24 protein-coding genes and 1 pseudogene are annotated in these 25,975 nt (G+C 71.6%); 9 read left to right on the forward strand and 16 right to left on the reverse strand.

Annotation, left to right across the window (positions count from 1 at the left end):
* Nucleotides 1-6: 6 nt before the first annotated feature.
* Entirely contained in the window at nt 7-1,200 is a 1,194-nt protein-coding gene (locus IPJ59_RS02315) for a M23 family metallopeptidase (RefSeq protein WP_293254338.1), read from the forward strand.
* 162 nt (nt 1,201-1,362) lie between these two features.
* Here the strand turns inward: IPJ59_RS02315 and IPJ59_RS02320 are convergent, their stop codons facing one another.
* The gene (locus tag IPJ59_RS02320) at nt 1,363-2,514 is read right to left on the reverse strand and encodes a serine/threonine-protein kinase (RefSeq protein ID WP_293254341.1); all 1,152 of its coding nucleotides are present in this window, start codon (nt 2,512-2,514) and stop codon (nt 1,363-1,365) included.
* Between the two features lie 48 nt (nt 2,515-2,562).
* Here IPJ59_RS02320 and nth point away from each other — a divergent pair, with 48 nt between their 5' ends.
* Nucleotides 2,563-3,204, forward strand: coding sequence for an endonuclease III (gene nth, locus IPJ59_RS02325; protein ID WP_293254344.1), 642 nt, complete (start codon nt 2,563-2,565; stop codon nt 3,202-3,204).
* A gap of 42 nt (nt 3,205-3,246) precedes the next feature.
* Here nth and IPJ59_RS02330 read toward each other — a convergent pair whose 3' ends face one another.
* Genes IPJ59_RS02330 through IPJ59_RS02340 form a run of 3 tightly spaced genes read right to left on the reverse strand, consistent with a single transcriptional unit; the run spans nt 3,247 to nt 6,344 of the window.
* Nucleotides 3,247-4,938, reverse strand: a complete 1,692-nt coding sequence (locus tag IPJ59_RS02330; protein ID WP_366524540.1) for an MbnB/TglH/ChrH family RiPP precursor modification enzyme — start codon at nt 4,936-4,938, stop codon at nt 3,247-3,249.
* Complete coding sequence (locus IPJ59_RS02335; protein WP_293254347.1) at nt 4,914-5,384, reverse strand: hypothetical protein; 471 nt, start codon at nt 5,382-5,384, stop codon at nt 4,914-4,916. Before IPJ59_RS02335 ends, IPJ59_RS02330 begins: the two co-directional genes overlap by 25 nt.
* A gap of 45 nt (nt 5,385-5,429) precedes the next feature.
* Nucleotides 5,430-6,344: a hypothetical protein gene (locus IPJ59_RS02340; protein ID WP_293254350.1), complete on the reverse strand. Its 915-nt coding sequence runs from the start codon at nt 6,342-6,344 to the stop codon at nt 5,430-5,432.
* Between the two features lie 157 nt (nt 6,345-6,501).
* Here IPJ59_RS02340 and IPJ59_RS02345 point away from each other — a divergent pair, with 157 nt between their 5' ends.
* The 4 genes from IPJ59_RS02345 (at nt 6,502) to IPJ59_RS02360 (ending at nt 10,433) form a co-directional block, all read left to right on the forward strand.
* Nucleotides 6,502-7,593 (forward strand): hypothetical protein, encoded by a 1,092-nt coding sequence (locus IPJ59_RS02345; RefSeq protein WP_293269567.1) that lies wholly within the window; start codon nt 6,502-6,504, stop codon nt 7,591-7,593.
* Nucleotides 7,594-7,595: 2 nt separating this feature from the next.
* Entirely contained in the window at nt 7,596-8,231 is a 636-nt protein-coding gene (locus IPJ59_RS02350) for an RNA polymerase sigma factor (protein ID WP_293254356.1), read from the forward strand.
* Nucleotides 8,228-8,998 carry a hypothetical protein gene (locus IPJ59_RS02355; RefSeq protein WP_293254359.1) on the forward strand — a complete coding sequence of 257 codons (771 nt, stop codon included), beginning with the start codon at nt 8,228-8,230 and terminating at the stop codon, nt 8,996-8,998. Before IPJ59_RS02350 ends, IPJ59_RS02355 begins: the two co-directional genes overlap by 4 nt.
* A 277-nt stretch (nt 8,999-9,275) precedes the next feature.
* Complete coding sequence (locus IPJ59_RS02360) at nt 9,276-10,433, forward strand: hypothetical protein (RefSeq protein ID WP_293269568.1); 1,158 nt, start codon at nt 9,276-9,278, stop codon at nt 10,431-10,433.
* A gap of 471 nt (nt 10,434-10,904) precedes the next feature.
* On the opposite strand, the gene IPJ59_RS02365 is transcribed toward IPJ59_RS02360, so the two are convergent.
* Both IPJ59_RS02365 and IPJ59_RS37505 read right to left on the reverse strand, forming a co-directional pair.
* Nucleotides 10,905-11,300 (reverse strand): helix-turn-helix transcriptional regulator, encoded by a 396-nt coding sequence (locus IPJ59_RS02365; RefSeq protein WP_293269569.1) that lies wholly within the window; start codon nt 11,298-11,300, stop codon nt 10,905-10,907.
* Nucleotides 11,301-11,434: 134 nt separating this feature from the next.
* Nucleotides 11,435-11,926, reverse strand: a pseudogene (locus IPJ59_RS37505) (AraC family ligand binding domain-containing protein); the annotation flags it as partial.
* Here IPJ59_RS37505 and IPJ59_RS02375 point away from each other — a divergent pair.
* Both IPJ59_RS02375 and IPJ59_RS02380 read left to right on the forward strand, forming a co-directional pair.
* Nucleotides 11,828-12,970: a C45 family autoproteolytic acyltransferase/hydolase gene (locus IPJ59_RS02375; RefSeq protein WP_293269571.1), complete on the forward strand. Its 1,143-nt coding sequence runs from the start codon at nt 11,828-11,830 to the stop codon at nt 12,968-12,970. The pseudogene IPJ59_RS37505 and the gene IPJ59_RS02375 sit on opposite strands and share 99 nt — an antisense overlap.
* The gene (locus IPJ59_RS02380; protein ID WP_293254371.1) at nt 12,967-14,220 is read left to right on the forward strand and encodes an aminotransferase family protein; all 1,254 of its coding nucleotides are present in this window, start codon (nt 12,967-12,969) and stop codon (nt 14,218-14,220) included. The genes IPJ59_RS02375 and IPJ59_RS02380 overlap by 4 nt, the downstream gene beginning before the upstream one ends.
* 4 nt (nt 14,221-14,224) lie before the next feature.
* Here the strand turns inward: IPJ59_RS02380 and IPJ59_RS02385 are convergent, their stop codons facing one another.
* The 8 genes from IPJ59_RS02385 to IPJ59_RS02420 all read right to left on the reverse strand — a co-directional run bounded on the left by IPJ59_RS02385 (nt 14,225) and on the right by IPJ59_RS02420 (nt 22,335).
* Nucleotides 14,225-15,544 carry an acetyl ornithine aminotransferase family protein gene (locus IPJ59_RS02385; RefSeq protein WP_293254374.1) on the reverse strand — a complete coding sequence of 440 codons (1,320 nt, stop codon included), beginning with the start codon at nt 15,542-15,544 and terminating at the stop codon, nt 14,225-14,227.
* 13 nt (nt 15,545-15,557) lie between these two features.
* Entirely contained in the window at nt 15,558-17,135 is a 1,578-nt protein-coding gene (locus tag IPJ59_RS02390; RefSeq protein ID WP_293269572.1) for an aldehyde dehydrogenase family protein, read from the reverse strand.
* A 95-nt stretch (nt 17,136-17,230) separates the two neighbouring features.
* The gene (mqnE, locus tag IPJ59_RS02395; protein WP_293269574.1) at nt 17,231-18,409 is read right to left on the reverse strand and encodes an aminofutalosine synthase MqnE; all 1,179 of its coding nucleotides are present in this window, start codon (nt 18,407-18,409) and stop codon (nt 17,231-17,233) included.
* Nucleotides 18,406-19,251, reverse strand: coding sequence for a hypothetical protein (locus IPJ59_RS02400; protein WP_293269576.1), 846 nt, complete (start codon nt 19,249-19,251; stop codon nt 18,406-18,408). The genes mqnE and IPJ59_RS02400 overlap by 4 nt, the downstream gene beginning before the upstream one ends.
* Entirely contained in the window at nt 19,248-19,817 is a 570-nt protein-coding gene (locus IPJ59_RS02405; RefSeq protein ID WP_293269577.1) for a UbiX family flavin prenyltransferase, read from the reverse strand. Before IPJ59_RS02405 ends, IPJ59_RS02400 begins: the two co-directional genes overlap by 4 nt.
* Nucleotides 19,814-20,572: a ubiquinone/menaquinone biosynthesis methyltransferase gene (locus IPJ59_RS02410; RefSeq protein WP_293269579.1), complete on the reverse strand. Its 759-nt coding sequence runs from the start codon at nt 20,570-20,572 to the stop codon at nt 19,814-19,816. Before IPJ59_RS02410 ends, IPJ59_RS02405 begins: the two co-directional genes overlap by 4 nt.
* 150 nt (nt 20,573-20,722) lie before the next feature.
* Entirely contained in the window at nt 20,723-21,754 is a 1,032-nt protein-coding gene (locus IPJ59_RS02415) for a polyprenyl synthetase family protein (protein WP_293269581.1), read from the reverse strand.
* A gap of 20 nt (nt 21,755-21,774) precedes the next feature.
* Nucleotides 21,775-22,335, reverse strand: a complete 561-nt coding sequence (locus IPJ59_RS02420) for a GbsR/MarR family transcriptional regulator (protein ID WP_293269582.1) — start codon at nt 22,333-22,335, stop codon at nt 21,775-21,777.
* 177 nt (nt 22,336-22,512) lie between these two features.
* Between IPJ59_RS02420 and IPJ59_RS02425 the strand changes: the two genes are divergently transcribed.
* Nucleotides 22,513-24,024, forward strand: coding sequence for a S1C family serine protease (locus IPJ59_RS02425; RefSeq protein WP_293269583.1), 1,512 nt, complete (start codon nt 22,513-22,515; stop codon nt 24,022-24,024).
* 41 nt (nt 24,025-24,065) lie between these two features.
* Here the strand turns inward: IPJ59_RS02425 and IPJ59_RS02430 are convergent, their stop codons facing one another.
* Together IPJ59_RS02430 and IPJ59_RS02435 are read right to left on the reverse strand one after the other, a co-directional pair.
* Nucleotides 24,066-25,547, reverse strand: a complete 1,482-nt coding sequence (locus tag IPJ59_RS02430; RefSeq protein ID WP_293254404.1) for a hypothetical protein — start codon at nt 25,545-25,547, stop codon at nt 24,066-24,068.
* A gap of 145 nt (nt 25,548-25,692) precedes the next feature.
* On the reverse strand, nt 25,693-25,956 hold the full coding sequence (locus tag IPJ59_RS02435; RefSeq protein WP_293254407.1) for a hypothetical protein: 264 nt from the start codon (nt 25,954-25,956) through the stop codon (nt 25,693-25,695).
* Between the last annotated feature and the right edge of the window lie 19 nt (nt 25,957-25,975).

Here is a 25,975-nt window from a genome sequence, read left to right on the forward strand (position 1 = left end):
GGGGCGATGTTGCGCGCCGCCGTGATCGTCCTCGGTCTGTCCCTCCCGAGCTGCTACGGCGGCAGCGGGGAGCTCGCGTCCGGCGGCGGGACGCAGGGGAGCTCGAGCGGGGCCGTGACGGGCTCGAGCGGGGCCGTGACGAGCTCGAGCGGGGCCGTGACGAGCTCGAGCGGGGCCGCGAGCACGAGCGGCGGCGACCTGTCTGAAAGTTCAGGTAGCACGATCGCCGGGAGCGAGGGCGGGGTCGCGGCGAGCAGCGGCGAGGGATCGAGCAGCGGGGGCGCGGCGGAGTGCGGCTGCTACGCGGGTGACGGTCCTTACTGCGGGCACGACGTGGCGGCCCACGTGGAGGCGGAGGGCTGCGAGGTCGCGGCGCTGGCCGGGCACGCGGGCGACATCCTCGGCTGCGCGGACGGGGTGTGGGGCGTGCAGGAGGCTTGCGCGGCCGGCTGCGAGTCGACCGCGCCGGGCGAGTCGGACGCGTGCACGCTGCCCGAGTGCGTCTGCTTCGTGAAGGAGGCGTGGTGCGGCAGCGGGGCGGCGAAGCACGGGCTCGGCCTCGATCCGCCGTGCCGCGTGCCGCTGGTGCCGGAGCACAACGACGACATCCTCGGCTGCGATGGCGACGCGTGGGTGGTCCAGCAGGCGTGCGCGAAGGGCTGCCACGAGGAGGAGGTCGGGGTGCCCGACAGCTGCAACGACGACTCGGCCTACAGGCTGCCCTACGCGTGCGACACGGCGCAGACCTGCAGCCAGGGCAACTTCGGATCGAGCCACCAGGGCAGCCAGGCCTACGCGTGGGACTTCGCCATGCCGAAGGGCACGCCGGTGCACGCGGCGCGGGCGGGCAAGGTGGCGTACCTCGAGCTGCGCTCGCCGCCAGGATCACCCTGCTACGACCCGCCGGGCTTGCTCGAGCAGTGTCACAACAAGGCCAACTTCATCGGGGTGCGCCACGCCGACGGCACCGTCGGGCTGTACATGCACCTGCGCGAGATGAAGGTGAAGCTCGGCGCGAGCGTGACGCAGGGCCAGCTGATCGGCTTGTCGGGCAACACCGGCTACACCTCCGGGCCGCACCTGCACTTCCAGCTGCAGAACGACTGCGGCATCTGGTTCTGCAGCTCGGTGCCCGTGAAGTTCGCGGACGCGCCCAAGCTGGCGAAGGGGGTGAAGGCGACGTCGGGGAACTGCCCGTGACGCCTTGTCGACGACGGGGGCCTCGATGTCCCTCGGGACAGGCTCGCTTCGCGGCCGCTCGCGGCGGTGACCGACGGCGAGCTGCTCAACGATCCGCGCGGCGGACTGTCCGAACGCAGCGACCGAGCGCGGGAGACCGTCTGTCCTTTGGGACAGATGTGTTCAGACGTCGTCGCCCGGGGGCAGCTCGCGGCGGCTCGGGTCGTGCCGCTCCGAGATGGCCTCGATGCGCCCGCGGATGCCACGGACCGCGGCGATCGCCCGCAGCTGCCGCTCTGCGAGGCGGCGGCGGCGGTTCGGCTTGGCGTAGCGCCGCCGCTGACCGACGATGGCGAAGAACAGCGGCAGGATCGCCAGCTCGATGAACCAAAACAGGCCGGCGGCCGCGAGGCTCCACAGCCACACCAGGACCCGCAGGAAGCGCGGCGGATCGCTGCGCGCGACGGCGGCCTCCGGACGCGGTGCGAGATCACGGGGCGGCGAGGCCGGGCTCGCCTGGCGCGAAGGACCTGTCCGCGGGGACAGCTGCGCGGCGGCCAGGGCCTGGCGCACCGCGGCCGCGTCGGCGAGGCGCTGGGCCGGCTCGGGCGCCAGCATCCCGGCCAGCACGCTCCGCAACGGGCCCTCCGGGAGCACCGCCGCGAGGTCGATCGTGAGGCCGCGACGGGGCAGGCGGTCGGCGGCGGTGCCGGCCGCGAGCGCGGCGATGGTGGCCCCCAGCGCGTAGATGTCGGTGGCCGGCGTGACCTCGCCGTGGAGCTGCTCCGGGGCCATGTAGCCGAAGGTGCCGATCATGGTGGAGCCGCCGTCGGCGGCCAGGGCCACGCGCACGCCGCCGAAGTCGATCAGCGCCAGCGGGCTGTCCTTGCGCTGCGGGCGGGCGATCAGGTTGGAGGGCTTGATGTCGCGGTGGATCACCGGCGGATGCCGGGCGTGGAGATACTCGAGGATCGTCAGGGCCTGATCGAGCAGGGCCAGCAGCTCCGGCTGCGTCATTCCGGCGCGGCCGAGGCGGCGCGACAGCGGCTCGCCCTCGACCAGCTCCATCACCAGGAAGAACTCGCGGCCGCTGTCGCTGGTGAACTGATCGAGGTAGCGCGGGATCGCCGGGTGTCGGAGGTCGCGCAGGACCTGGCACTCGCGCTCGAACAGGTCGAAGGGCTTCCAGTCGCCGCCGAGGTCGCGCAGCTCGAGCACCTTGATCGCCACCGCGGTGTTGCTGACGCGATCGATCGCGCGGAAGGTCTTGCCCTGCGCGCCGGCGCCGAGGGCCTCCATGATCTGATAGCGCTGCAGGCCGATCGGGTCGCTCATGCCTGGCTCGGTTCTACCATCCTGGCCGCCGTGATAGGCTGCTGGCCCATGACGGTCACGGCCGAGCTGCTCCTCGAACGCCTCCGCGAGCTGCACCCGACGGCCCGCTACGAGCTCGACTGGTCGACGCCGGTGCAGATGCTGGTGGCGACGATCCTGGCGGCGCAGTGCACCGACGAGCGCGTCAATGCGGTCACACCGGCGCTGTTCTCCCGCTACCCCGACGCCGAGGCCTTCGCGGCGGCCGATCGCGGCGAGCTCGAGGAGGCGGTGCGACCGACGGGCTTCTACAAGCAGAAGGCGAAGGCGGTCCAGGAGACCTGCCGGGCCCTGGTCGATCGCTTCGGCGGCGAGGTGCCGCAGAGCATCGCCGAGCTGGTGACGCTGCCCGGGGTGGCGCGCAAGACGGCCAACGTGGTGCTGGCGACCTGCTTCGACATCCCGTCGGGGATCATCGTCGACACCCACGTGCAGCGGGTCAGCCAGCGAATGGGCCTGACGCAGCAGCGCGACCCGGAGCGCATCGAGGCTGACCTGATGGCGATCGTGCCCGAGGATCAGTGGACCTACTTCGGGCCGGCGATGGTGCTGTTCGGCCGCTACCTGTGCACCGCCAAGAAGCCGGAGTGTCCGCGCTGCCCGCTGCAGTCGCAGTGCCCGAAGGTCGGCGTGTCGCGCGGGGCGGGCTGACTCGATCGGGGCGAGTACGGCCCTTCGCGCGGGGCGGGCTGACTAGATCGGGCCGAGCACGGCCTTGCGCGCGGCGAGGTCGGCCAGCAGGGCGCTGATGCGGGCGAGGCGGTCGTCGTCGAGGGGCGCGGCCTCGGCGGCGGCGCCGGCCTGCACGGCCTCGACCACGGTGGCGCCCGCGAGCAACGCGGCGACCACGGCCTCGGCGAGCGGCGTGAGCTGCAGGAAGCGGACGACGTGGGCCTCGTCGCGGTAGGCGAGCAGCACCACCGACTCGGGCGTCGGCGGAGCGAGGTCGTCCGGATCGTCGGCGAGGTGATGGACGGCGTGGTCGTAGCGGACGAGCTGGGCGCTGGCGTCGAACTCGAGGCGGGCGTCGAGGGTGAAGGGCCGCGGCTCACCGCGCGGACGCGGCGGCGCGGCGGCGACGCGGTACTCGAGCAGCTCGTGCGCGGCCAGCTCGGCCAACCATGACGGGGCCTCGGCGCGCCAGCGCGGCGCGATGAAGCTGAAGAACTCGCCGGGCACGTCGCGCAGGAGCCGGCTCTGCGGGCCGCCGGAGGCCAGCCAGGCGGCCAGATCGTCGGCGAAGGCGGGGCCGCGGCGGGCCTGGGTCCGCGGGAGGAACTGGGCGACGGCGGCGGCGAGGGCGTCGCGGACCAGGTCGCGGTAGACGGCGACGCGCGGCGCGGCGACCAGCAGCGCGTCGGCCTCGGGCAGGGCGGCGCGAGGGGCCTCGACCGTGCGGGTTGTGATGTGCTCGACCATCGCGGCTTGCACGGCTGCGAGCACGCGATCTTCGGCGGGCTCGGAGGGCTGGATCGGCTGCGATCGGGATGGCGTGAGAGACATGTCGGAAGGGACATGTTCACCGAGGGCCGCGCGGTAGATGGCGCCTAGCTCGCGCAGCTCGGCGAGCAGCTCGGGGTAGGGCGGGATGTTGTGGTCGCGCTCGTAGAGCACCGGCAGCGGGCCGGTGCGCGCGAGGGTCCAGGCGAGCAGATCCTTGACCTCCGCCGAGACCGGGGCGCCGTGGGTGTCGAGCACGAGGCCGAGCTCGGGCCGCGGCTCACCGCCAGCGACGTGGATCTGGACCACTCGCGCGAGCGGCAGGGCGGCGACGAAGGCCCGCGCGTCGTGGCCGTGGTTGTGGGCGTTGACCGCGACGTTGTTGAGGTCGAGCAGGAGGCCGCAGCCGGCGCGTTCGAGCACCTCGCAGAGGAAGTCGAGCTCGGCCGCGCCGCGCGATGGGCCGTGCGACAGGGCGGCGTAGTCGCTGATGTTCTCGAGCGCGATCGGTCGCGCGAGCAGGTCCTCGGCCCGGCGCAGCTGATCGGCGACGTGGCGAGCCGCGCCGCTGCGAAACGGCAGGGGCAGCAGCTCGTGCAAACAGGAGCCGGGGCCGCCGACCCAGCACAGGTGATCGCTGTGACGATCGACGCCGAGCTCGTCGAGGAAGACGCGCAGGCGGGCCAGGTAGTCGCGGTCGAGCGCCGCGCCGCCGACCCCGAGCATGAGGCCGTGGGTCAGCAGCGGTCGTTCGGCGGCGATGCGATGCAGCGCCGCGGGGAAGTAGCCGCCGCGGCGCATGTAGTTCTCGGGCGAGACCTCGAAGAACGCGATCGCGGGGTCGACCGGTCCGGCGAGCACGTCGTCGAGGAAGGCCCAGCGCAGCCCAAGGCCGACGCCAGTGGGCCCGCGGCTGCGACTCAGCTGCAGGTGCCCTCGCCGCAGGCCGCCTCACCCTTGGCCTTCGTGGTCTTCTTCTTGGTCTTGGTCTTGGTGGTGGCGGTGGCGGCCGGCGCGGTGGCGTCGGCGGCGACGGCCGAACCAGAGGTCGTCGGCGTGGCCGCGGGCTCGGCGGCGGCAGCGGTGGCCGCAGTGGCCGGCGGAGCGGCCTTGTCACCGGCGCAGGACTTCTCGCCCTTGTCCCCGCCGCACGACTTCTCGCCGCCGCAGGACTTCTCGCCCTTGTCCCCGCCGCACGACTTCTCGCCGCCGGCGGCCTTGTCGGCGCTGCAGCTGGCGTGGCCGTGGCCCTGGTCGGCGCCGCAGCTGGCATCGCCGGCGGCTGGCTTCGCGGCGGGGACCTCGGTGGCGTCCGCGGTCTTCTTGCAGGCGGAGAGAGAGAGGCCAGTCCCGAGGATGGCGAGGGTGGCAGAGATGGTGCGGATGTCCATGTGGGTGCTCCTGTTGCGCGATACGCGATGCGATGGTTGAACGGATCAGCCGGCCTTGCCGGGAGCCGCGGTGGCGGCGGCCTTGGCGTCGCCGGCCGGGGTCTGGTACGGGGTGCCGCTCGGGGCCTGGCCTGCGACCGCCGGAGCCGCGCCAGCGGCGGCGGACTCCATGCTGGGCTTGGCGTCGGGCGCGAGCTTGGCGGTGAACTCGAGGTGTACAGCGGCGGCCTTGGCCACCTTCGGCGAGAGGGTCTGCAGGGTCTTGGCGGCCAGCTTGCCGAAGGCCTCGCGCGGGTGCACGTCGTACTCGTCGAGGCCGACCTCGAGGGGCTCCAGGCTCTTGATGCGCACGCTGCTCGGCTGGTCGCCGACGTAGGTGAACGTGGCCTCGAGCTTCACCGACTTGCTGGCCTTGCGCTGATGGAGAAGAAACTCGCCGGTCGCGGTGAAGCTGACCTTGCGCTCGGCGCCGCTGAGCTTGTCGAGGTTGGTCGCCGAGAGGTCCCCCAGCTCGCGCAGCGAGAACTCGATCAGGGCGTTCTTGGCGAGCGCGTCGGCGGGGGCGTCAGGGCCGATCTCCAGCCACTCGCGGGCGTGCTGGTTCTGGGTCTCGTTCTTGGTCTCTTCACCGAAGGGCTGGCCCTCGGCGTCGGCCTTGCGCTGGAACAGCTCGAGCGCCCGGAGGTCGACGTGCACCAGGCCCGTGGTCTTGGCGAGGTCGGCGGTGTCGACGAAGATCTCGCCGGTCAGCGCCGAGGCGGGGACACGGCCGCGGATCTTCTCGATCGGGGCGTCCATGTCGAAGCCGAGGACGCCATCGCTGCTGTCGACCACGAAGCGACGGGCGCCGGCCGACTTCGGGGCCTCGATGGCGAGCTTCTCAGCTTGCTCCGCGAGCTTGACAGGCTCGCCGCCACAGGCGAGGAGGAGAGAGGAGAGGGTGAGGAGGGTGAAGCGCATGGCGGGCACACAACGGCGGCCGGGAGCGGCTGTTACAGGGTTGACGACCGCCCCAGGATGCCCGATCCGCGGCCGTTCTGGGGGGCTCCCTGCGCCGACGGGTCGGATCGCGCGCAGCCGCGAACGCAGCAGCGGCCGGGCGTGCCACACTCCGCCCGTGCCCCCCCTTCGCCCCGCGGGCCGCGTCCTCGCCGGCGCGGCGCTGCTGCTCTGGACGCGTCCAGTCGCGGGTTCACCTGGCCCTTGGGGCAGGTTGGCACCCGGCGTCACGCCGCCAGTGCCCGACGCGTCGCCAGGGCGCGCGCCAACGCCGACGCGGCGACCGATCGCCGAGGCGCTGCGGGTGATCCCCGGCGCGACCTGTCTGTCCGCGGAGACCCTCGCCGAGCACGTGCCGGCCTGGCTCGGCCGCGACGAGATCGAGGCTGGAGTGACGATCGAGGTGCGCGGCGATCCCTTCATCGCCAACGCAGCGGCGATCACCGTGCTGACCCCGGCCGGCCTGATCGAGCGCGCCTTCGACGACGGCCCGCCCGGGTGCAGCGATCTGCACGCGGTGCTCGGGCTGGCGATCGCCATGGCGATCGACGCGTCGGTGCTGACGACCCTGGGTTACGAGGTGGTCGACACGCCGCCTCCGCCGCCGCAGACGCCCGCTGTCGACAACGAGCGACCGCCGCTGCAGGCCCGTCGCAAGCCTCCGGAGGTGATACCCAGGCTTGCGCGCTTGCGCGCACTTGCGGCGCTCCGCGGCGGGCTGTGGGTCGGGATGGTGCCGGGGCTCGCGGGGGGTGGACAGATGCAGGCCGAGCTCGGCTGGCGCCCGTGGTTCGAGCTGCGTGTCGGCGTGCTCGGCGGCTACGGGCAGCGGCGACCGCTCGGCTCGGGGACCGTCGAATTTGGGCTGGTCGCGGGCCGCCTAGACGGTTGCTTCGGGGTCCAGCGCCGTCGCGTACGGCCACGCCTGTGCGTTGGCGGGGCGGCCGGGGCGTCGCAAGCGCTGACCCGCGGCCTGACGGCGAGCCAGGCGCTGGTCAGCCCGTGGGTCAGCGTCGCGGCGGCGCTCGAGCTGCGGATCGTGACCACCCAGGTGTTCGCGGTCGATGTCATCCTCGACGGCGTGGTTCCGTTTTTTCGGCCCAGCGTCTCGGTCCGCGAGCCCGGCGATCCGAGTATGATCACCGACTCCGTGAACTCGGCCCCGATCGGGGCCGTGCTCGCCATCGGCGGCGCATTTACGATTCGGTGAGGGTGCCGGTGAAGGTCTTGACCGATCCGCGACATACAGCGCCTGAAGGTGGCACGGCCCCGGCACCAGCCCCGCATCTCGACGCGGCCAAGCTGTTCCGGGACCACGCGCAGTTCGTCGCCAGCTTCGTGGTGCGCCTCGGTACGCGCCGAGAGGAGGTCGACGACATCGTTCAGGAAGTGTTTCTCGTGGCCCACCGCCGGGGGGGCTTCATTCCGGGGGCCGCCCGCCCCACCACCTGGCTGGCCGAGATTGCCATCCGCGTGAGCTCGGCAGCACGGCGACGACAGCGTCGCTCACGGGAGGACCCGGACGTGCAGACGGTCGCCGGGGCCCTGGCAACCGGCCGCAACCCGGGCGAACTGGCCGAGACGGCCGAGGCGCTGCGCCGGGTCCAACAGGCCCTCGAGGCGCTCGATGAGGCCAAGCGCGCCGTGTTCATCCTGTTCGAACTTGAGGGCGAGAGCTGCGATTCGATCGCTGCGGGCCTCGGCATCCCCATCGGCACCGTCTACTCCCGGCTGCACAAGGCCCGCAAACTGTTCATGGAGGTCCACAGCCGCCTGCTCGGCGCCGGACCCACTCCCACCACCGGCCCCGAGGGCCGCAAGGCCAATTCACTCATGGTGACCCAATGACCGGAGATCCACACCGCCTGCTCAACGACCCGGCGACCGCCGCCGTGCTCCGTCGCGACCTCAGCGTCGCCAGCGGACAGGGGGTCGCGTTCGACGTCGGGGCGGGCCTCGCTCGCTTCGAGTCGGCGGTCGCGGTGGACCTGGCCCGAGGGACAGGTCTTGGCGCGGGCTCGACGTCGGGTGGGCTCGCCGTCGGGGCGCTGCTGCTGGCCGGCGGCCTCGCGGCGATGCTCGGGTGGCAACTCGCTGGCCCCGCGGAGCCGACGGGTGCGCTCGCGTCGGACCCGATCGTGGCGCGCCGCGTCGTCCTTGAGCCGGATCCCACGGAGCCTGTGGTCGCGCCCACGCCTGTGCGCGTGCCGGCGGCGGCTCCGCTCGCTCCCGTGGTGATCGTGGACGAGGCTGTCGTCGATCCTTCACCGGCAGGGGCCAAGTTCCCACGTGGACGACGGATCCACGGCGCCCGGAACGAGGCCTCGGCGGTGGCGACGGTGCCTGCGGACCACCTCCGTGAGGCCCGCGAGCTCAACGCGGCGCGCGGCCTCCTCGGCAGCGACCCGGCGCAGGCGCTCGCGCTCGCGGACGCCGGCAAGGCCAGCTTCAGCGCCGGCGATTTTTCGCAGGAGTGGGAGGGCGTCGCGGTGCTCGCGTTGTTCGAGCTCGGCCGCGTCGACGAGGCGCGCCCGCGCAGCGCGGCGTTTCTCGAGCAGTACCCGAACGGTACCTATGCGCCGCGGATCCGCGCCGCCATCGCGGCCGTGCCGTGAGCACCGCAGGGGCGGGGCGCGACTGCGACTCGCGGGTAACGTGCGAGGGCGCGCGGATCTCTCGTGAGTCGACCACGCATCCGCACATCAATCGGGTCGGCGCGTGAACGCGCGCGCACGATATTTTGGCGGAATTTCAAGCTGCTAAACGCTGGTAGGTCAGCGATTCCCCTAACTGGGTCGACGGCCCCGACGGCGCGACATTGCCAGGCTTCTCACATTTCCGCCCGCGCTGAAATGATGCAGTGAGTTGGCTCCCGTGCGATGCTCGCCGACGGTGAAGCTGCCCCCTGCCACCACCTGGCTGACTGTCGGGTCGTTGTGTTTGTGCTCGTGCACTGTGCCGTTCTACGTCGATGAACCCACGTCGACTGGCTCCACCAGCGCGCCTGCTGGTGACACGGACCTGACGCCGACCACCACCGCGCCTGCGGAGGCGACCGACGATTCGGCCGCGAGCTCGAGTGGCGCGACGGATCCGGGGCTCCCCGGGACGACCTCGTCCTCTTCTTCGGGCGACGGGCCGATGCTGGACGTCGGCACCCCCGACGATCAGGAGGAGTGCACACCGCCGGCGCCTGACTGCGATGCCGACGACGACGGGGTCGATCACGCGCTCGGCGTCAACTGCACTGGCGGGATCAGCAGCCTCGAAGGCGTGGTGGCGTCAGGCACGCCAGACTCGCTGTGGGTCGTCGCCGGCCCGCTCGGTGCTGGTGATACCTTCGCGCCCCGCCTCGGGAGCCGGGCCGTCCTGCTCAGCACGGGCGTCGCCAGCCACGTCGCGCTCGATCCTGAGGAGCTCCTGGCGAAGTGCTCGGAGATCGGGCTCCCGTGTCCGAGCACGGACTACGATGGTGCCTACGACCTGGCGATGCTGCCGCTGCCGTTGCAGCCGGCGCCGATCATCTGTCCGAAAGGACAGCTCCCGCCAGGTCCCGGCGACTGCTCCGCGACCATCGACAAGCAGTGGCTCGGTGATCCGCAGATCGCCCACGATTACAGCGAGCTGCGCCTGACGGCGACGGCGCCGCTGAGTGCGGTAGGCGTGTCGCTACAGGCGGCCTTCTTCACCGCCGAGTGGCCGAACCGTAGCGCCGTGGGCGCCTTCGCCAACAACGACCTGTTCCTGGTCTGGCTCGAGTCCGAACAATGGACCGGGAACATCGCGGTCCATCCCGACCAGCTCCAGCCGTTCGCCGCGGGCGCCCTCGAGTGGGATCACGTTCAGGACGCGGCCCTCACCGGTTTCGCCTTCGAGGAGCACGTGGCGATCGACTGGACCAAGCTGAGCGCCGCGATCACCCCGGGAGAGACCATCACGCTGGTGCTGGCGATCTTCGATGTCGGCGACCGCAAGGTCGACAGCGCGGTGCTCCTCGACGATCTGCGCTGGACCTGCGCCATCCCCAATGGGGGGCCGCGGCACCGGTAGGCGCGAGATCGACCTCCCAGTGCGGCTCACCAGGAGGCCAAAAAAAATACGTGATGCTGTCGCTTGGGGTGAAGGATGCCCCGGGGTCGCGACATAGAAGCACCGTGCATGGCACACGACGCGAGTGTCGCGGGGACAGCTCCGGCTTCGGCCGGATCGACGGCTCCCCACGACCTCGCAGCGACGCGTCTCGCCTCGGCGGTCCGTCGCCGCGTGCTGTTCACCAGTCCGAGCTCGACGGGCCTTGCGCCCGTGCTCTCGGATCCAGCGATCGTTGTATGGGGGGTCAGAGCGCCGCTGGATCCGTCCCGGGCAGGCATCGTCGTCGTCATGCCCCGGAGCATGCGCGGGGGTCGTCGAGTCTCGGACGCACTTGAAGTTGGTTGAGATGGTGCGTCCGAAGCACGGGGGGTGCTTCACGGCGCGCGACGCAGGAACCTTAGACCTGAGTCGCGCGCCGGCTTTTTTAAACTACAGCGGACCGAGCGCCTGATACTGCGAGGGCGTCATCCCCATGTGGCGGGCGAACGCGCGGGAGAAGCTCGGGTGATCGGCGAAGCCGACGCTGAGTGCGATCTCGAGGATGCTGCCCCGACCGTGCCGGAGCTTGCGGGCGGCGTGACAGAGTCGGAGCGTCCGCAGGTAGGCGCCAGGCGTGATGCCGACGACCTGGGCGAACTGACGGAGGAAGTGGAACTTGGACAGCTCGGCGATCGCGGCGAGCTCGTCGAGCGTCACGGCCGTGGGATTGTGCGCAGGATCGAGCGCGCGGATGTACTCGAGCACGCGGGCGATCTTGCGGTGTGAGACCCGGCTGGTCGAGCGCAGCAGCGGCGCCCGGAGGTTGGAGAACTCGGCGAATGCCACGAAACGGACAGCGCGACTGCGAGGTCGAGCTCGCGGTCGACGACCGGGACCTGTCCCTCGGGACCTGTCCTCTGGGACCTGGCGCTGCGGACCAGCGCGAGCAGACCGCGGAGATCGGCCGCCAGTTCGCGGCGATCGGTGGCACGTACCTGCGTGAACTCCGGGCTGCGCCGGACGCCGCGCTCGTCGCCGAGCTCGGCGGCGAGGCCATCGACCACGCCGCGGTCCACGTAGAGCGTGATGTACGCGAGGTCGCTGCTGCCGCGGGCGTTGCCGGTGTGGACCTGCTGCGGGTTGATGAACACGAGGTCGCCGGCGCTAAATGTGTGGAGCTTGCCGGCGACCTGGCACTCCTCGTGACCTGCGAGCTGGGCGCAGATCAGGTACTCGTCGTGGAAATGCGGCGTTAGCGGGCGTGCACCGTGCGGACCCCACGCGTGATAGAGCGTGAAGCCACGACCGCCGAGGTAGGCGCCGTGCAGGTCGAGGCTTGCTGACCGCGGCGCCGCGCGACATGCTCGCCCGCCGTGACCACCCCGATGCGCATCGAGCTCGCCGAGTTCGAGCAGGACGATCCGGGCGCACGGGGGGAGGCGCACGGGGAGCTGTGGCGATCGCAGATCCACGAGCTCTGCGCGATCCGTGGCGAGCTGCTGCTGCGTCACGACGGCTTCACGAGCGCATCGCAGATCGACGAGCTCGCGGCGCGCCACCTGCCGGTGCTGGCCGCGGAGGCCCCGGCGCTTGCGCTCGAGCTCGCGGGCATCGCTCGCGGTGCCGGGGTGACGCTGGCGCAGCTCGTGATCCTTAACCACTACACGGACCTGCGCGAGCTGCCGGCCGCGTTGCGTGATGAAGCTGTCCCAATAGACAGATTACGCAGTGACGACCCGGGCGGCTGTACGGCGGTGTACCTGCCCGGGGCGGCGCGAGGCCCGGTGCTCGGGCAGACCTGGGACACGCACGGGTCGGCCTGGCCCTACGTGCGGCTGCTGCGGATCCGTCCGCGGAGCGGCGACGAGGAAGTGCTGTGCTTCACGCTCACCGGTTGCCTCGGCCTGATGGGCGTCGCGGCGAGCGGGCTGGCGATCACCACCAACAATCTGTTCACGACCGACGGGCGGATCGGGCTGTTGTCGTCAGCGGTGGTGCGTACGCTGCTGGTCGAGCCATCGGCGGCGACGGCACGCGTCCGGCTCGCGCGCATGCCCCTCGGCGGCGGTCATAACTTCATGCTGGCCGACGGCCGCGACTTCTTCGGCATCGAGTGCTCGGCGCGGCTGCAGGTGCTCATGCAGAGCGGGGCGGGTGCCGCCCACCTGCATACCGACCACTGCTTCGATCCAGTGCTGCGCCAGCGTGAGCGGGTGCCGGCGAGCAGCACGAGCTTTCGCCGCATGGAGCTGGCGACGACGCTGTACGTGCAACAGCGGCCGCGCGACGCGGCCGGGTTGTGGGCCTTGCTCGCCAGCCACGAGGGGCACCCGCGCAGCCTGTGCTCGCACGGGGGCGAGGCGAGCGGCGACGCGGCGGCGTCTCGGACCTGCGGCGTGATGGTGATGAACCTCGTCGGCGGCGAGGTCCTGGCCGGGGCGGGTTGCGCCCAGGCGAACCCGCCGCGCCAGCTCGGCTTCACGCGCTGGCGCGGCCTCGAGGAGAACATCCGATGAAACCCAGCGAGCTCGCGCGCGCCCAGGGGGCGCACCTCTTCTTCACCTGGAGCGCCCAGCATTCTGTGGTGCCGCTGACGATCGATCAGGCCCGGGGCGCCCGCTTCCGGACCGTCGAGCACGGCTGGTTGTGGGACCTCGAGAGCCAAGTCTACAACGTCAACGTCGGCCACGCGCACCCGCACGTGCAGGAGCGGATGATCGAACAGATCCGCAGCCAGGCGACCGCGGCTCCCAACGCGGTGCTGCCGATCCGGGTCGAACTGGCGGCCGCGTTGCACCGCGTCACTGGGCTGGAGAAGGCCTTCCTGGCGACCGGGGGCAGCGAGGCGGTGGAGAACGCGATCAAGATCGCCAGGTTGGTGACGGGTCGCAGCAAGATCGTGACGCGGCGCAACTCGTACCACGGGGCCACGCTGGCCGTGCTGGGCATCGCCGGTGACGCCCGCAAGCAGCCCTTCGTCGCCGACCTCGCGCCGGCCTATCACATCGAAGACCCGTACCCCTGCGCGGAGGCCACGGCGTCGTCGCCCTCGCTGTGGGTGCGCAACCTAGAGGCGCTGCTGCAGCGCGAGGACCCGCGCAGCGTCGCCGCGATCCTGCTCGAGGGCTTCACCGGCACCAACGGCATGCAGCACCCGCCGCGCGACTTCTGGCCGCGGGTGCGCCAGCTCTGCGATCAGCACGGCATCTTGCTCATCGACGACGAGGTGTTTAGCGGCTTCGGTCGCACCGGCAGGTGGTTCGCACGTGAGCACTGGGGGGCGCGCGCCGACATGATGGTGCTCGGCAAGGGGCTCAGCTCCGGCTACGCGCCGCTGTCGGCGGTGATGGTCTCGTCGGCGATCGCGGCTCACTTCGACGATCACAAGCTGTGGTGCGGCCTCACCCAGTACGCTCATCCGGTCAGTTGCGCAGCGGCGGCGGCGGTGATCGAGGTGATGGAGCGCGAGCTGCTGGTCGAGAACGCGGATCGCATCGGCGCCGGGCTGCACGAGCGGCTGCAGGCGCTCGCCCGCAAACCGGCGGTGCACGGGGCGATCCGCGACGTCCGCGGGCTCGGGCTGATGCGCGCGGTGGAGTTCGACCGCCCGGTCGCGCCGCTGCACGCGATCCTGCTGCAGCGCGGCGCGTACCTGCCGTTCCGCGACAACATCGCGTTCCTGTGCCCGCCGCTGTGCCTGACCGGCGCCGAGATGCACACGGTCGCCGACCTCATCGAGGACGGCGTGCGGGCCTTCCTCCGCTAAGTGCTCAGCCGAGTTGCTGGCCCTCGACCTCGGTGAGCGCGGCGTCGAAGATCTCGAGGCCGCGGTCGACGTCGTAGGTGTCGAGCACCAGCGGGGGGGCGACACGGATCGTCGACTGGCCGCACGACAGCAGCAGCAGGCCGCGGCGGAACGCGGTCTGCTCGAGCGCGGCGACCAGCGCGGTGGCGGGCTTCTTGCTGCGGCGGTCGAGCACGAACTCGACGCCGATCATCAGGCCCATGCCGCGCACGTCGCCGATCGACGGGTGGCGGCGCTGGAGCTCGCGCAGGCCGGCGAGCAGGCGCTCGCCCATCACCGTGGCGTTGGCCATGAGCCCGCCCTCGACGGCGTCGAGGGTGGCCAGAGCGGCGGCGCAGGCCACCGGGTTGCCCCCGAAGGTGCTGCCGTGCGATCCGCTGGCCCAGGTCATCGTCGCCTCGCGGGCGATGATCGCCCCGATCGGCATACCCGAGCCGAGACCCTTGGCGCTGCAGATCACGTCCGGCGTGACGCCGTACTGCTCGCAAGCCCACATCTTGCCGGTGCGGCCGACGCCCGACTGGACCTCATCGTGGACAAGGAGGGCCCCGTGGTCGTCGCAGAATTTCCGCCAGTACGCGTGGAACTCGGGGCGCGGGAGGATGTAGCCGCCCTCGCCCTGTATCGGCTCGAGCACCACCGCGGCGATCTCGGCGGGCGCGACGGTGGTGCGGAACAACTCGTCGGCGGCGGTCGTGTCGAAGTCGCCGCGGTAGGGGTCGTCGAAGGGGAGGTGGTACACGCCGGGCAGCAGCGGGCCGAAGTGGGCCCGGTACTTGACCTTGCTGGCGCCGAGAGACATCGCCCCGTAGCTGCGGCCGTGGAAGGAGTTGCGAAAGCCGATGACGTATTGCCGGCGGGTGTGGTGGCGGGCCAGCTTGAGCGCGCCCTCGATCGCCTCGGTGCCCGAGTTGGTGAGGAAGACGCGGGCCTTCTCGCCGCCGGGGTACAAGCGGCCGAGGCGCTCGCACAGCGCGGCCATCGCCTCAAAATAGAAGTCGGTGCCGCAGATGTGGAGGAACTTGCCGGCGGCCTCCTGGACCGCGGCGACGACCTTCGGGTGGTTGTAGCCGGTCGCCGAGACGGCGATGCCGGCCATCCAGTCGATGAAGCGGTTGCCGTCGACGTCCTCGACCATCGCCCCGCGGCCGGTCGCGGCGACCAGCGGGTACTCCTTGATGTACGAGGGCGACGACCACGCCTGATCGCGGGCGATGATCGCCGCGCCACGCGGGCCGGGGAGCGCCGTCACGACGCGGGGGTAGTCTCGGGTCTCGTCGCGCATGTCCATCCCTCCATCACTCCATCACGGTGCGGCTCTGCTCGCGCATGAACTGCTGCACGTAGTAGGGGCCGCAGCCGCCCTTGCCGCTCGATCCGGAGCCCTTCCAGCCGGTGAAGGACTGGACGCCCGGCCAGGCGCCGGTGGTGGCGCCGCTGCGGCGGTTGGCGTAGCACACCCCGGACTCGATGTTGTCGAACCAGTGATCGATCTCGGCTCGATCGCCCGAGAAGATGCCGCTGGTGAGGCCGTACTCGACGCGGTTGCTCTCGTGCAGCGCCTGCTCGATGCCGTCGACGACGCCGAGCGCGAGCAAGGGCACGAACAGCTCGCGGGCGAACAGCTCGTGGTCCAGCGGCAGGCGAGCGATGGTCGGCGCGACGTAGTGGCCGCGGGCGAGCGGGCCGTCGTGCAGACGCTGGCCGCCGATCAGAAGCTCGCCGCGGTCCTGGGCCGAAGCGACGGCGCCGGCGAAGGTGGCGAGGGCGCGGGTGTTGATCACGGGGCCGAAGTAGACGTCGCGCTCGCTCGGGTCGCCGATGCGGAGGGCGCGGGTCGCCGCCAGTAGCTTGTCCGTGAAGGCGGCCGCGACCGACGCGTGCACGTACACTCGGGAGCAGGCCGAGCACTTCTGGCCCTGCAGGCCGAAGGCCGAGCGCGCGACGCCCTCCGCGGCCATGTCGAGGTCGGCGGAGGCGGCGACGTAGGTCGGGTTCTTGCCGCCGAGCTCCATCAGGGTGGGCTTGGGGAAGGCGGTCGAGAACTCGCGGAGCATCCGCATGCCGACCTCCTTGGAGCCGGTGAACACGACGCCGTCGACCTGCGGGTGGCGCCACATGGCGTCGCCGATCTGGCCGCCGGTGCCGGAGACGAAGTGGAACACGCCCGCGGGCAGACCGGCGGCCATGTAGCACTCGTGCAGGAGCAGGCCGGTCCAGGGGGCGTCCTGCGCGGGCTTGTAGACGACGGCGTTGCCGGTCATCAGCGCGGCGGACGACATGCCGGCCGACAGCGCCATCGGGAAGTTGAAGGGGGCGATGCATGCGAACACGCCGTAGGGGCGGAGCACGTCGCGGGTGTTCTCGTTGGGTGAGAGGCGGCCGAGCGGGCGGGAGAAGCCGTCGTGCTGCTCGACGCTGTCGGCGTAGTAATCGATGAGGTCGGCGGACTCCTCGGCGTCGCCCATCGCCTCCATGCGCGACTTGCCGACCTCGAGGCTCATGACGGCGCCGATCTGCCACTTGCGTCGGCGGATCTCGGCCGCCGCGGCGCGCATCACGGTGAGGCGTTGCTGCCACGGGAGCGCCGCCCACGGCCTCTGGGCGGCCTTCGCGGCGCGGACGGCGAGGTCGACGTGCGCCGGTGTGGCGGCGGCGAAGCGGCCGAGGATCTGGGCGGTGTCGATCGGGCTGAGGTCGACGATCGGCGGCAGCTCGGAGCGCAGCGCCTGGCCATCGATGTGCAACAGATGTTCGCGGCCCATGTGCTCGCGGGCCCACCCGAGGCCCTCCTCGAACAGGCGGTGAAACTCGCCGAGGTCGCTTGAGGCGGACGTGTAGGTGACCTTGAACTGCTTGCCGTCGGCGCTGGTCATCGCGGGGCAAGGATAGTGCGCGGCGTGGTCCGCCGAAAGGCTCGCTTGAGCCAGGGTTGCGCCGAGTTCCGTGCGCGTGCTCGCGGGTCGCCAGCCTAGCTGAGCACGGGCAGCTGCACGCGGGTGTGGTGGCCGGAGAAGGGCACGCTGGCGTCGATGCGGATGCCGGGGAGCGCGGCGCCGTCGTCGGTCCAGCGCGTGTTGTAGAGCGTGTCGCGCTCGACGGCGGTGCGACCGGCCTCGCGGATGAGGCGCACGAGGTCGGCGCGGGTCATGGCCTGCGGGGTCTCGGCGCCGGCCATGTGATAGATCTTCTCCTCTTGCACGGTGCCGTCGAGGTCGTCGACGCCGAAGCTGAGCGAGACCTGGGCGATCTTCACGCCGATCATGATCCAGTAGGCCTTGATGTGCGGGATGTTGTGCAGCATCAGGCGACCGACCGCGTAGGTGCGCAGGTTGTCGACGCCGGTCGGCTCGGGGAGGCGGGCGAAGTCGTTGCCCTCGTGGTGGAAGGCCAGGGGGATGAAGGTCTGGAAGCCGCCGGTCTCGGCCTGGAGGGCGCGCAGGCGCAGCATGTGATCGACGCGCTCCTCGAGGGTCTCGATCGTGCCGTAGAGCATGGTGCAGTTGCTGCGCAGGCCGAGGCGATGGGCGGTGCGATGGACCGCGAGCCACTGCTCGGCGCTCGCCTTGTCCTTACACATCTTGTGGCGCACGCGCTCGGCGAAGATCTCGGCGCCGCCGCCGGGCAGGCTGCCGAGGCCGGCGTCGATCAGCTCGCGCAGCACCTGCTCGTGGCTCATGCCGTACTTCTCGGCGAAGTAGTGGATCTCGACGGCGGTGTAGGCCTTGAGGTGGACGTCGGGGCGCAGCTGCTTGAGCACGCGCAGGCAGTCCTTGTAGTACTCGAAGGGCAGGCCGCCGTGCAGGCCGTTGACGATGTGGATCTCGGTGACAGGCTGATCGAGGCGGTCCTGCAGCTTCTGGCGGATCTGGTCGATGCTCATCGTGTAGGCCGCGGGCGACTCGGGGGTCAGCCGCGCGAACGAGCAGAACTTGCAGTCGGCCTCGCAGACGTTGGTGGGGTTGATGTGGAAGTTGACGTTGAAGAAGGTGCTGTCGCCGTGCAGGCGCTCGCGGCGATCGTTGGCGAGGGCGCCGACGGCGAGCAGGTCGGGGTAGTGGTAGAGGAAGACGCCGTCGTCCTGATCGAGCGGGACCTCGTGGCGGACCTTGTCGGCGATGTTGGCGAAGCGGCGGGTGTCGCGGATCATGGCGTCCTCGGGTTTGCTGGGTCGTGGGTGAGGGGCTCGAGGCCGGCCTGGCGGACCAGCTCGCAGAGGGCGGCCTCGCTGGTCTCGCTCGGGCGCGGGACCCCGGCGAGCGGGAGGTGACGGCCGGCGTCGATCGGGCCGGCGAGGGTGTCGGCGCCGAAGCCGAGGGCGACCTGGGCGAGGCGGACGCCGTGGAGGTCGTGGCGGACCTCGACGCGCACGCTGGTGGGCAGGGCGAGGCGGGCGGCGGCGATCAGGTGCAGGCGAAACAGGCCGCCCGCGGTCGGGCAGCAGGGCGTGAGGCTCACGCCCGCGGGCGCGTCGCTGGCGACCCGCGCGAGCCAGGCGCAGTAGGCCGCGAGCTGGTCGTGGCCGACGGAGACGATCAGGCGGTCGCCCGCGGCGAGGTCGGCGAGCGCGGGCCACGCTGGCGCTACGGACATGTCGGGAGGGACAGGTCCTTCGGGCCCGGTCCCTTCGGACATGTCGGGAGGGACAGGTCCGAAGGACGTATCGGGAGCGACAGGTCTGGATGGACCTGTCCCCGGGGACAGGTCGTGGAGCTGCTCGCCGCGCAGGACCGCGGCGACGCGCGCGGCCGGGTGCGCGGGGGCCGGGCGGATCCAGATACGCGAGCCGAAGCTGGCGGCGCGGACGAGCTGGGCGCGGCGGCCGGCCGAGGCCGGGTCCCCGAACAGGGCGAGCAGCTCGGCGGGGCAGAGCGCGGCCGCGGGGCGCTCGGCGGGCTTGGTGTCCGCCCGCGAGGCAGCCAGCGAGGCCGCCAGCGAGGCCGCCAGCGAGGCCGCCAGCGAGGCCGCCAGCGAGGGTTGTGCGTGGGTCACGTGGACCCCCAGCGGCGGACGATCGGGAGCTCGAGGCCGGCGCGGTCGAGGGCCCGGACGACGACGGTGTCGATCGCATCCTCGAGGGTGCGGACCTCGCCGTAGAAGGAGGGGATCGCCGGCAGGATGATCGCGCCGGCCTCGGTGGCGGCGACCATGTTGCGCAGGTGCACGAGGCTGAGCGGGGTCTCGCGGACGACGAGGATCAGGCGGCGACGCTCCTTGAGGGCCACCTCGCAGGTGCGGGCCATGAGGTCGTCGCCGCCGCCGTGGGCGACGCGGGCCAGCGCGCTCATCGAGCAGGGCATCAGGATGACGGCGTCGGGCGGGTTGGAGCCGGAGGCGAAGGGGGCGGAGAAGTCGTGGCGATCCCAGCGGCGCGCGCCGGGCGTGACCGCGGGCATGTCGACGCCGAGCTCGTGACGCCACACCTGCGGGGCGGTGTTCGAGGCGACCCAGTCGACCTGCAGCGCGGGGTCGCGGGCGGCCCGAGCGGCGAGGTGCTCGAGCGCGCGACGGGCGTAGATGGCCCCGCTCGCACCGGTGACGCCGAGGACGAGCCTCATGCGAGCTCCGGCCGGGTCGCGCGGACGACCCATGCGATGCCGAGGGTGAGGCGCTCGACGCGGACGTCGATGAAGCCCTGCTCACGCAGCAGATCGGTGTAGGCGGCGACGGTGGCGAAGCGGCCGATGCTGCGCGGCAAGTAGAGGTAGGCGTCGAGGTTGCCGGTGGCGGCCCAGCCGAGCAGGGGGAGGAGGGTGCGGTTGTGCAGCGCGTGCACGGCCCGGGTGGCGAGCGCGGTGGGGCGGAAGAACTCGAGGATCGTGAGGCGCCCGCCGGGGCGAAGGACGCGGAGCTGCTCGCGGGTCGCGGCCGGGAGGTCGCTGAGGTTGCGGATCCCGAAGGCGCAGAAGATGGCGTCCTGGCTGGCGTCGGCGAGCGGGAGGCTGTGCGCGTCCAGCTGAAGCGGGGTGATCCGACGGGCGGCCTCGCCGTGCAGCTTGCGGGCGCCGTGGGCGAGCATCCCGGCCGAGAAGTCGCCAGCGATGATGTCGGCGCCAGGGTGCTGGTGGTGGATCTCGAGGGTGGAGTCGAGGGTGCCGGCGCAGAGGTCGAGCATACGGGCGCCGGCGGCGGGCTGGCCCGCGGGCAACATCCCGGCGACAGCGCGACGGCGCCAGCGGATGTCCGTGCCGAAGCTCATCCAGCGGTTGGCCCGGTCGTAGCCGTGGGCGATGCCGGTGAACATGCTCTGCACCTGGGCGCCGTGGGCGTCGAGCGCGGTGACGGACTCGAGCGGGGTGAGCTGGTTCGACATGGTTGAAGGGACAGGGTTGAACGGACAGGTACTCGGGGCCAGGTACTCGGGGCCAGGGTTGAACGGACAGGTACTCGGGGCCAGGTACTCGGGGCCAGGTTCGAACGGACAGGTACTCGGGGCCAGGTAGGTGGGCGGCGGAGCGCGGCCTCAGGTGCGGCGGCGGGCGACGTAGCGGGCGAGGGCGGCGAGGGCGTCGCGGGCGGGCGAGGCGGGCAGCTGGAGCAGCTGGGCGACGGCGACGGCGGCGTGGGCCTCGGCGACGGCGGCGGCCTGCTCGACGGCTGACGAGTTGGCGACGCGGGCGACGAGCTCGGCGGCGGCGTTGGGATCGATCGGGGGCCCGTCGCCGAGCAGCTGCTGGAGGCGGCGACGCAGCCCGGGATCGTGGCTGCAGGCGAGGATGAGCGGGAGGGTGAGCTTGCCGTCGCGGAGGTCCTGGCCGCGGGCCTTGCCGGTCTGATCGACGCCGCTGGTGTAGTCGAGGACGTCGTCGGCGATCTGAAAGGCGTAGCCGATCTCGAGGCCGTAGCGGTGCATCGCGGCGGCGATCCGCGGCTCGACGAGGCCGCCGAGGCTGGCGCACCAGGCGATGAGGGCGGCGGTCTTGCGATCGATGACGAGGTAGTAGCGGTCGCGGTCGACGGTGGCGTCGCCGGCGACTTGCAGCTGGGCGACCTCACCCTCGGCCATGCGCGTGACGGCGTCGGCGAGGGTCTGGACAGCGCTAAGGCGACCGGCGTAGGCGATGGCCTGGAGGCCGCGCGCGAGGCAGAAGTCGCCGGTGAGCACGGCCATCCCGTTGCCGTACTGGAGGCGCGCGGTCGGCCGCCCGCGCCGATACTCGCCGCTGTCGATCACGTCGTCGTGCAGCAGCGTGGCAGTGTGCAGCAGCTCGCCGACGGCGGCGACGGTGATCCGCACGGGGTCGAGGAAGCCGGCCGCGCGCGCGGCGAGCAAGGCGAGCAGGGGACGAAAGCGCTTGCCGCCAGCGAAGGCGAGCTGACCGCTGAGCTCGGGGATCACGGCGATCGAGGACTGCAGGAGATCGGCGAGGCGCTGCTCGACCTCCTGCAGCTCGTCCGTGACGAGTCCGCTGGCCGCCTCAATGCTGAGGTCGACGGCGAGGTCGTCGTGCGGCGCGAGGACGGAGGTGGCGAGAGAGGTGGCCGGACGGTTCATGAGGGTCTGCTTTGCGTTCATCAGCGCGGCGCGGCGCGGGCGGCCCGGCGGGCGAGGCTGCCGAGGATGCCACGGACGGGCCCGCGGCTCAGCAGCGCGCCGAGCAGCGATCGCCCGAGCAGGAAGAAGTCGTGGATGTAGGCCAGGCGGTCGCGCAGGAATGCGATCCGCGGGTCGCTGTGGGCCTCGGCCCGCAGCTCGGCCAGGATCGCGGCGACCCGCGCCAGAGCGGCCTCCACACGGGCCCGCTCGCGCCGCTCGAGGACGTGGGTGATCAGCTTCCAGAAGTCGGTCTCGGCCCGGTACTTGCGGCCGTCGCGGTGCAGGACCCCCCAGTCGAGCAAGGTCGCGAGGGTCATGCTGGCCGAGCCCGCCGAGATCTCCAGGCGGCTGCGGATGGCGCCGTGCTCGAGCGGCTCGGGTGACATCAGGAGGAGGCCGTAGATCCGGCCCTGGGTGCGCGTGAAGCCCCAAAATTCGGCGATCGAGGCGCAGACCTCGGAGAGCTCGTCCTGGGCGCGCAAGATCAGCGGCGGGAGCGGCTCAGCGGGCAGAGCGTCGGGCTGGAGCAGGGCGGACATGGCGAGATTCAGTTCAAATTGAAGTGAACCGGAGCGAGGTCTACGCGGGCTTGGGAGAGCTGTCAACACGGCTGCGACCGGCGAGCGCAGCGGCTCGGGAGCCGTGGCCAGGGAGGCCGTCGCGTCGGCCTGGTGAGGCTTGGGAATGCCAGGGGGGCAGGGTAGGTTAGCGGCGCGATGGCCCGCGATGATCGAACGGCCGCGCCCGCGCGCGGGGAGCCGATGTGGCTGGCGGCTGGCGCGGCGGTGTTCGGGGTCCTGCTCGGCGGGCTCGCGGTGTTTCTCGGGATGCAGGAGCAGCCGCCAGCGCATGCGCCCGCGCCCGTGACGGCGCCGCCGACCGCGGTGCTGCCCGAGCTGCCACAGCAAGCGCCGGCGGAGGAGCACTGCGTCACCGGCTGCAGCCCCGGGAAGGAGGGCTCGCTGGTCGAGGCGGTCGCCCTGACCCGCGAGATGGTGGTGACGCTGCGCAGCAAGGACACGATCGGCGCGGGCGTGGTGGTCGATGACACGGGGCTGGTGCTGACGAACTTTCACGTGATCGCGGGGGAGATCCGCGACGGCTCGCGGCGGGTGCTGAGCGCCTCGGGCACGCCCGAGGTCACCGGCGCGGTGCGGGCCCGCTTCGCCGACGGACGCGAGCTGCCGGCGGTGCTGCTGGTCGCCGATCGTGATCAAGACATCGCGCTGCTGCAGCTGCGCCCCGCCGACTCGGCGGAGCGCTTCGCGGCGGCGCGGCTCGGCCGATCGAGCGCGCTGCGGGTCGGTGAAGGGGTGTTCTCGGTGGGCACGCCGCTGGGGCTCGAGCACTCGGTGTCCCAGGGGATCGTCGCGGCGCTCGGACGGACCCACATCCTGCGCAGCAAGCAGACGCCGCTGATCCAGCTCGACGCGTCGATCAACATCGGCAACTCGGGCGGGCCGCTGTTCAACCTGCGCGGCGAGCTGGTCGGCGTGACGACGGCGACGATCGAGCGGGCGCAGGGGATCGCGTTCGCGATCCCGGTCGACCACATCTTCACGCTGCTGCGGGCGCTCAAGCAGGGCGAGCTGGCGCGCTCGGGGCAGATCGGGGTCGAGGTCGACTCGCGGATCGCGGTCAGCGAGGCGGCGGCGGGGCTCGGCTACCGCAACGGCCTGGTGTTGCAGCAGGTGTTCGCCGGTCAGCCGGCGGCGCAGGCGGGCTTGCAGGCGGGCGACATCATCGTCGAGGCCCGCGGCCAGCGCTTCGACGCCTACGGCGCTGGCGAGCTGGCGCGGGCCCGGCTCGCGCGAGAGTTCGTGCAGATGGTCCGCGGGCTCATCCCCGGCGAGACGCTGGCGCTGACGGTGCTGCGCGGCGAGACGCGGTTGCCAGTGACGCTGGTGGTCGCGGCGGCGCCGGCGGACCGGCAGGTGTTCATCGACGCCGAGGAGCTGCTCGGCTTGCTGCTCGACGAGAAGATCACGCAGCCGACGGTGGACGAGCTGCGCCCGCTGGCGCCGATCACCCACTGGCGGGGTCGTGAGCAGCTGCTCGGCGCACGCCTCAGCCAGATCGCCGGGGTGCGCGTGCAGTCGATCCATGACCTGCGATCGGTGCTCACCGAGCTGCGCCAGCTCGGCCGCGAGGGCACGGTGGCGATCAGCTTCACGCTCAAGGACGGACGCGAGCTGCCGATCGCGGACTTCCCGGTTTCGTCGCCCTGACTCCCGGCGTCGCAGGCTATCGGCTGTCCCGAGGGACAGGCTCACAGCTTGGCGTTGCCGGCGAGGATCAACGGGCGGATCTTGTCGCGAGCGGTGTCACCGGCGGTCTTGCCCATCGACACGCTCTCCTCGTAGTTGTTGTTCTTGCCGGTCTGCCACTCGTCGCTGGGCACGAAGTAGCCGAGCGCGTCGCCGGTGTTGCCGAGGATGATCTTGTGCGGCGCGTGCATGGCCTCCTTGATGGCGAGGCCGTTGCGGGTGAGCGACTCGCCGGGGAAGGCGACGCCCTGGAGCTGTCGCCCGAGGCGGAAGTAGGTCGCCTGGGTGGTGATCTTCTGGTCGAGGCCGTCCATCTCGAATTCGAAGAGGAGGATGCCGAGCAGGGCTGCGGCCTTGAAGAGGAGGTTGTCGACGACCTGGACCCACTCGACGTGGGTGAACTCGAGCTCGGGCTCGACCAAGACTGCTCCAGCGGAGATGTCGGCGGCGATGCCCGCGAGCAACCCGCCGTAGGCCTCGGCGCGGGCGAAGTCGTCGGCGTAGTCGCCGTCGGGGACCTTCGGGCTGGCGTCGCCGAGGACGCCGTTGAACAGCGCGACCGGGGCCCCGAGCGTGGCCTCGAGGTCCTTCACGAAGTAGCCGGTGTAGTCGCAGGAAATGAGCTTGTTGTCCTCGCCGAGCACGACCGGGTGGGCGGCGAAGACGACGACCGTGCCGATCCGCTGGTCCTCGAGATCGAAGGCGTCGAGGACGGTCATGTCGTCGTCGGTGAAGTCCCAGCCGCGGCGGTTACCGGCAGGGGCCTTGGCGGTGCCGACCTTCAAGGTGCCGGGCTCACGCGCGGCCCAGGCGGCGCTCATCGAGGCCGATACCTGGCCGATCAGCCAGGTGCGGTAGTCGCCCGGGACACCGCCCCACAGGCCCATGAAGTCCGGCGTTGAGTGGCTGTGGGTGGTGCCGACGAGGATCTGCACCTCGCTCAGGCCGGTCATGCTTGCGACCTGCTTGCGGACCTCGCGGGTGACCTCGTTGCCCATGCCGGGCAGGTCGACGATGCTCATCACGAGGCCGCCGCCGTGGCCCTCGATGGCGAAGGAGCGGGCGAAGATCGGATCGTGCACGCCCTGGGCGGGGCCGCGGGTGTAGGGGGCGCCGTACGCCCCCATGTACACGTTCTCGGCGAGGAAGGCCTGCGAGGGCGAGACGTCCTGGACGTGCATGCCGAGCAGAAAGTGATCGAGCGGGGGCTCGCCAGTGGTGCCGTCGCCGCTCTCACCCGTGCTTCCGGCCCCGGTGTCCGCGCCCGTGCCCGCGCCCGTGTCTGCGGTGGTCGCGTCACCGCCAGTGCTCTGACCCCCCTCGGCACCACTCGCGGTGGTGTCATCCTCATGGTGTGTGGTCATCACGTTGCCGGTATTGCCGGTCGTGCTGTCGCTCGGGCCACTGCTGGCGCCGTCGGCTGCGCTGGCAGCATCGCCGCAGGCGGCGAGCGCGAAAAGGAGCAGGATGGATGAACGGGACATGCGAACTCCAGGGGCCTGGTGGGGAACCGGGGGGATGGGTGGGGACCCACCTAGCTCGCAACCGTATCGCAGCCAGGCGACCGATTCCAACCTATTCGCATGATTTCGCGCGGGGAAAACCCCCGCGTTCGGAGGCTCGAAGCTCCTAGTCCTCCACGACCTCGCCGTCCTCATAGTCAGGGAGCTGGTAGATCACGGTCGACTCAACCGGCTCCTCGGGACGCACCTCGGCGGCCTCGCTGGTCTCGTACACCGCCGAATACTCGACGGCCTCTTCCTCAACCACCTCGGCGGCCTGCGCCGGGCGAGGCGCGACGCGACGCGGGGGCGCCGGTGGGGGCGCAGAGGTCGGCTTCTGACCGGCCTTCCAGTTGTCGATGGCGGTGCACAGGACGGCGTAGTCGATCATGGCGCGGCCATCGTAGTCC

It is taken from the genome of Nannocystis sp. (assembly GCF_016714285.1).
Taxonomy (GTDB): Bacteria; Myxococcota_A; Polyangia; order Nannocystales; family Nannocystaceae; genus Nannocystis.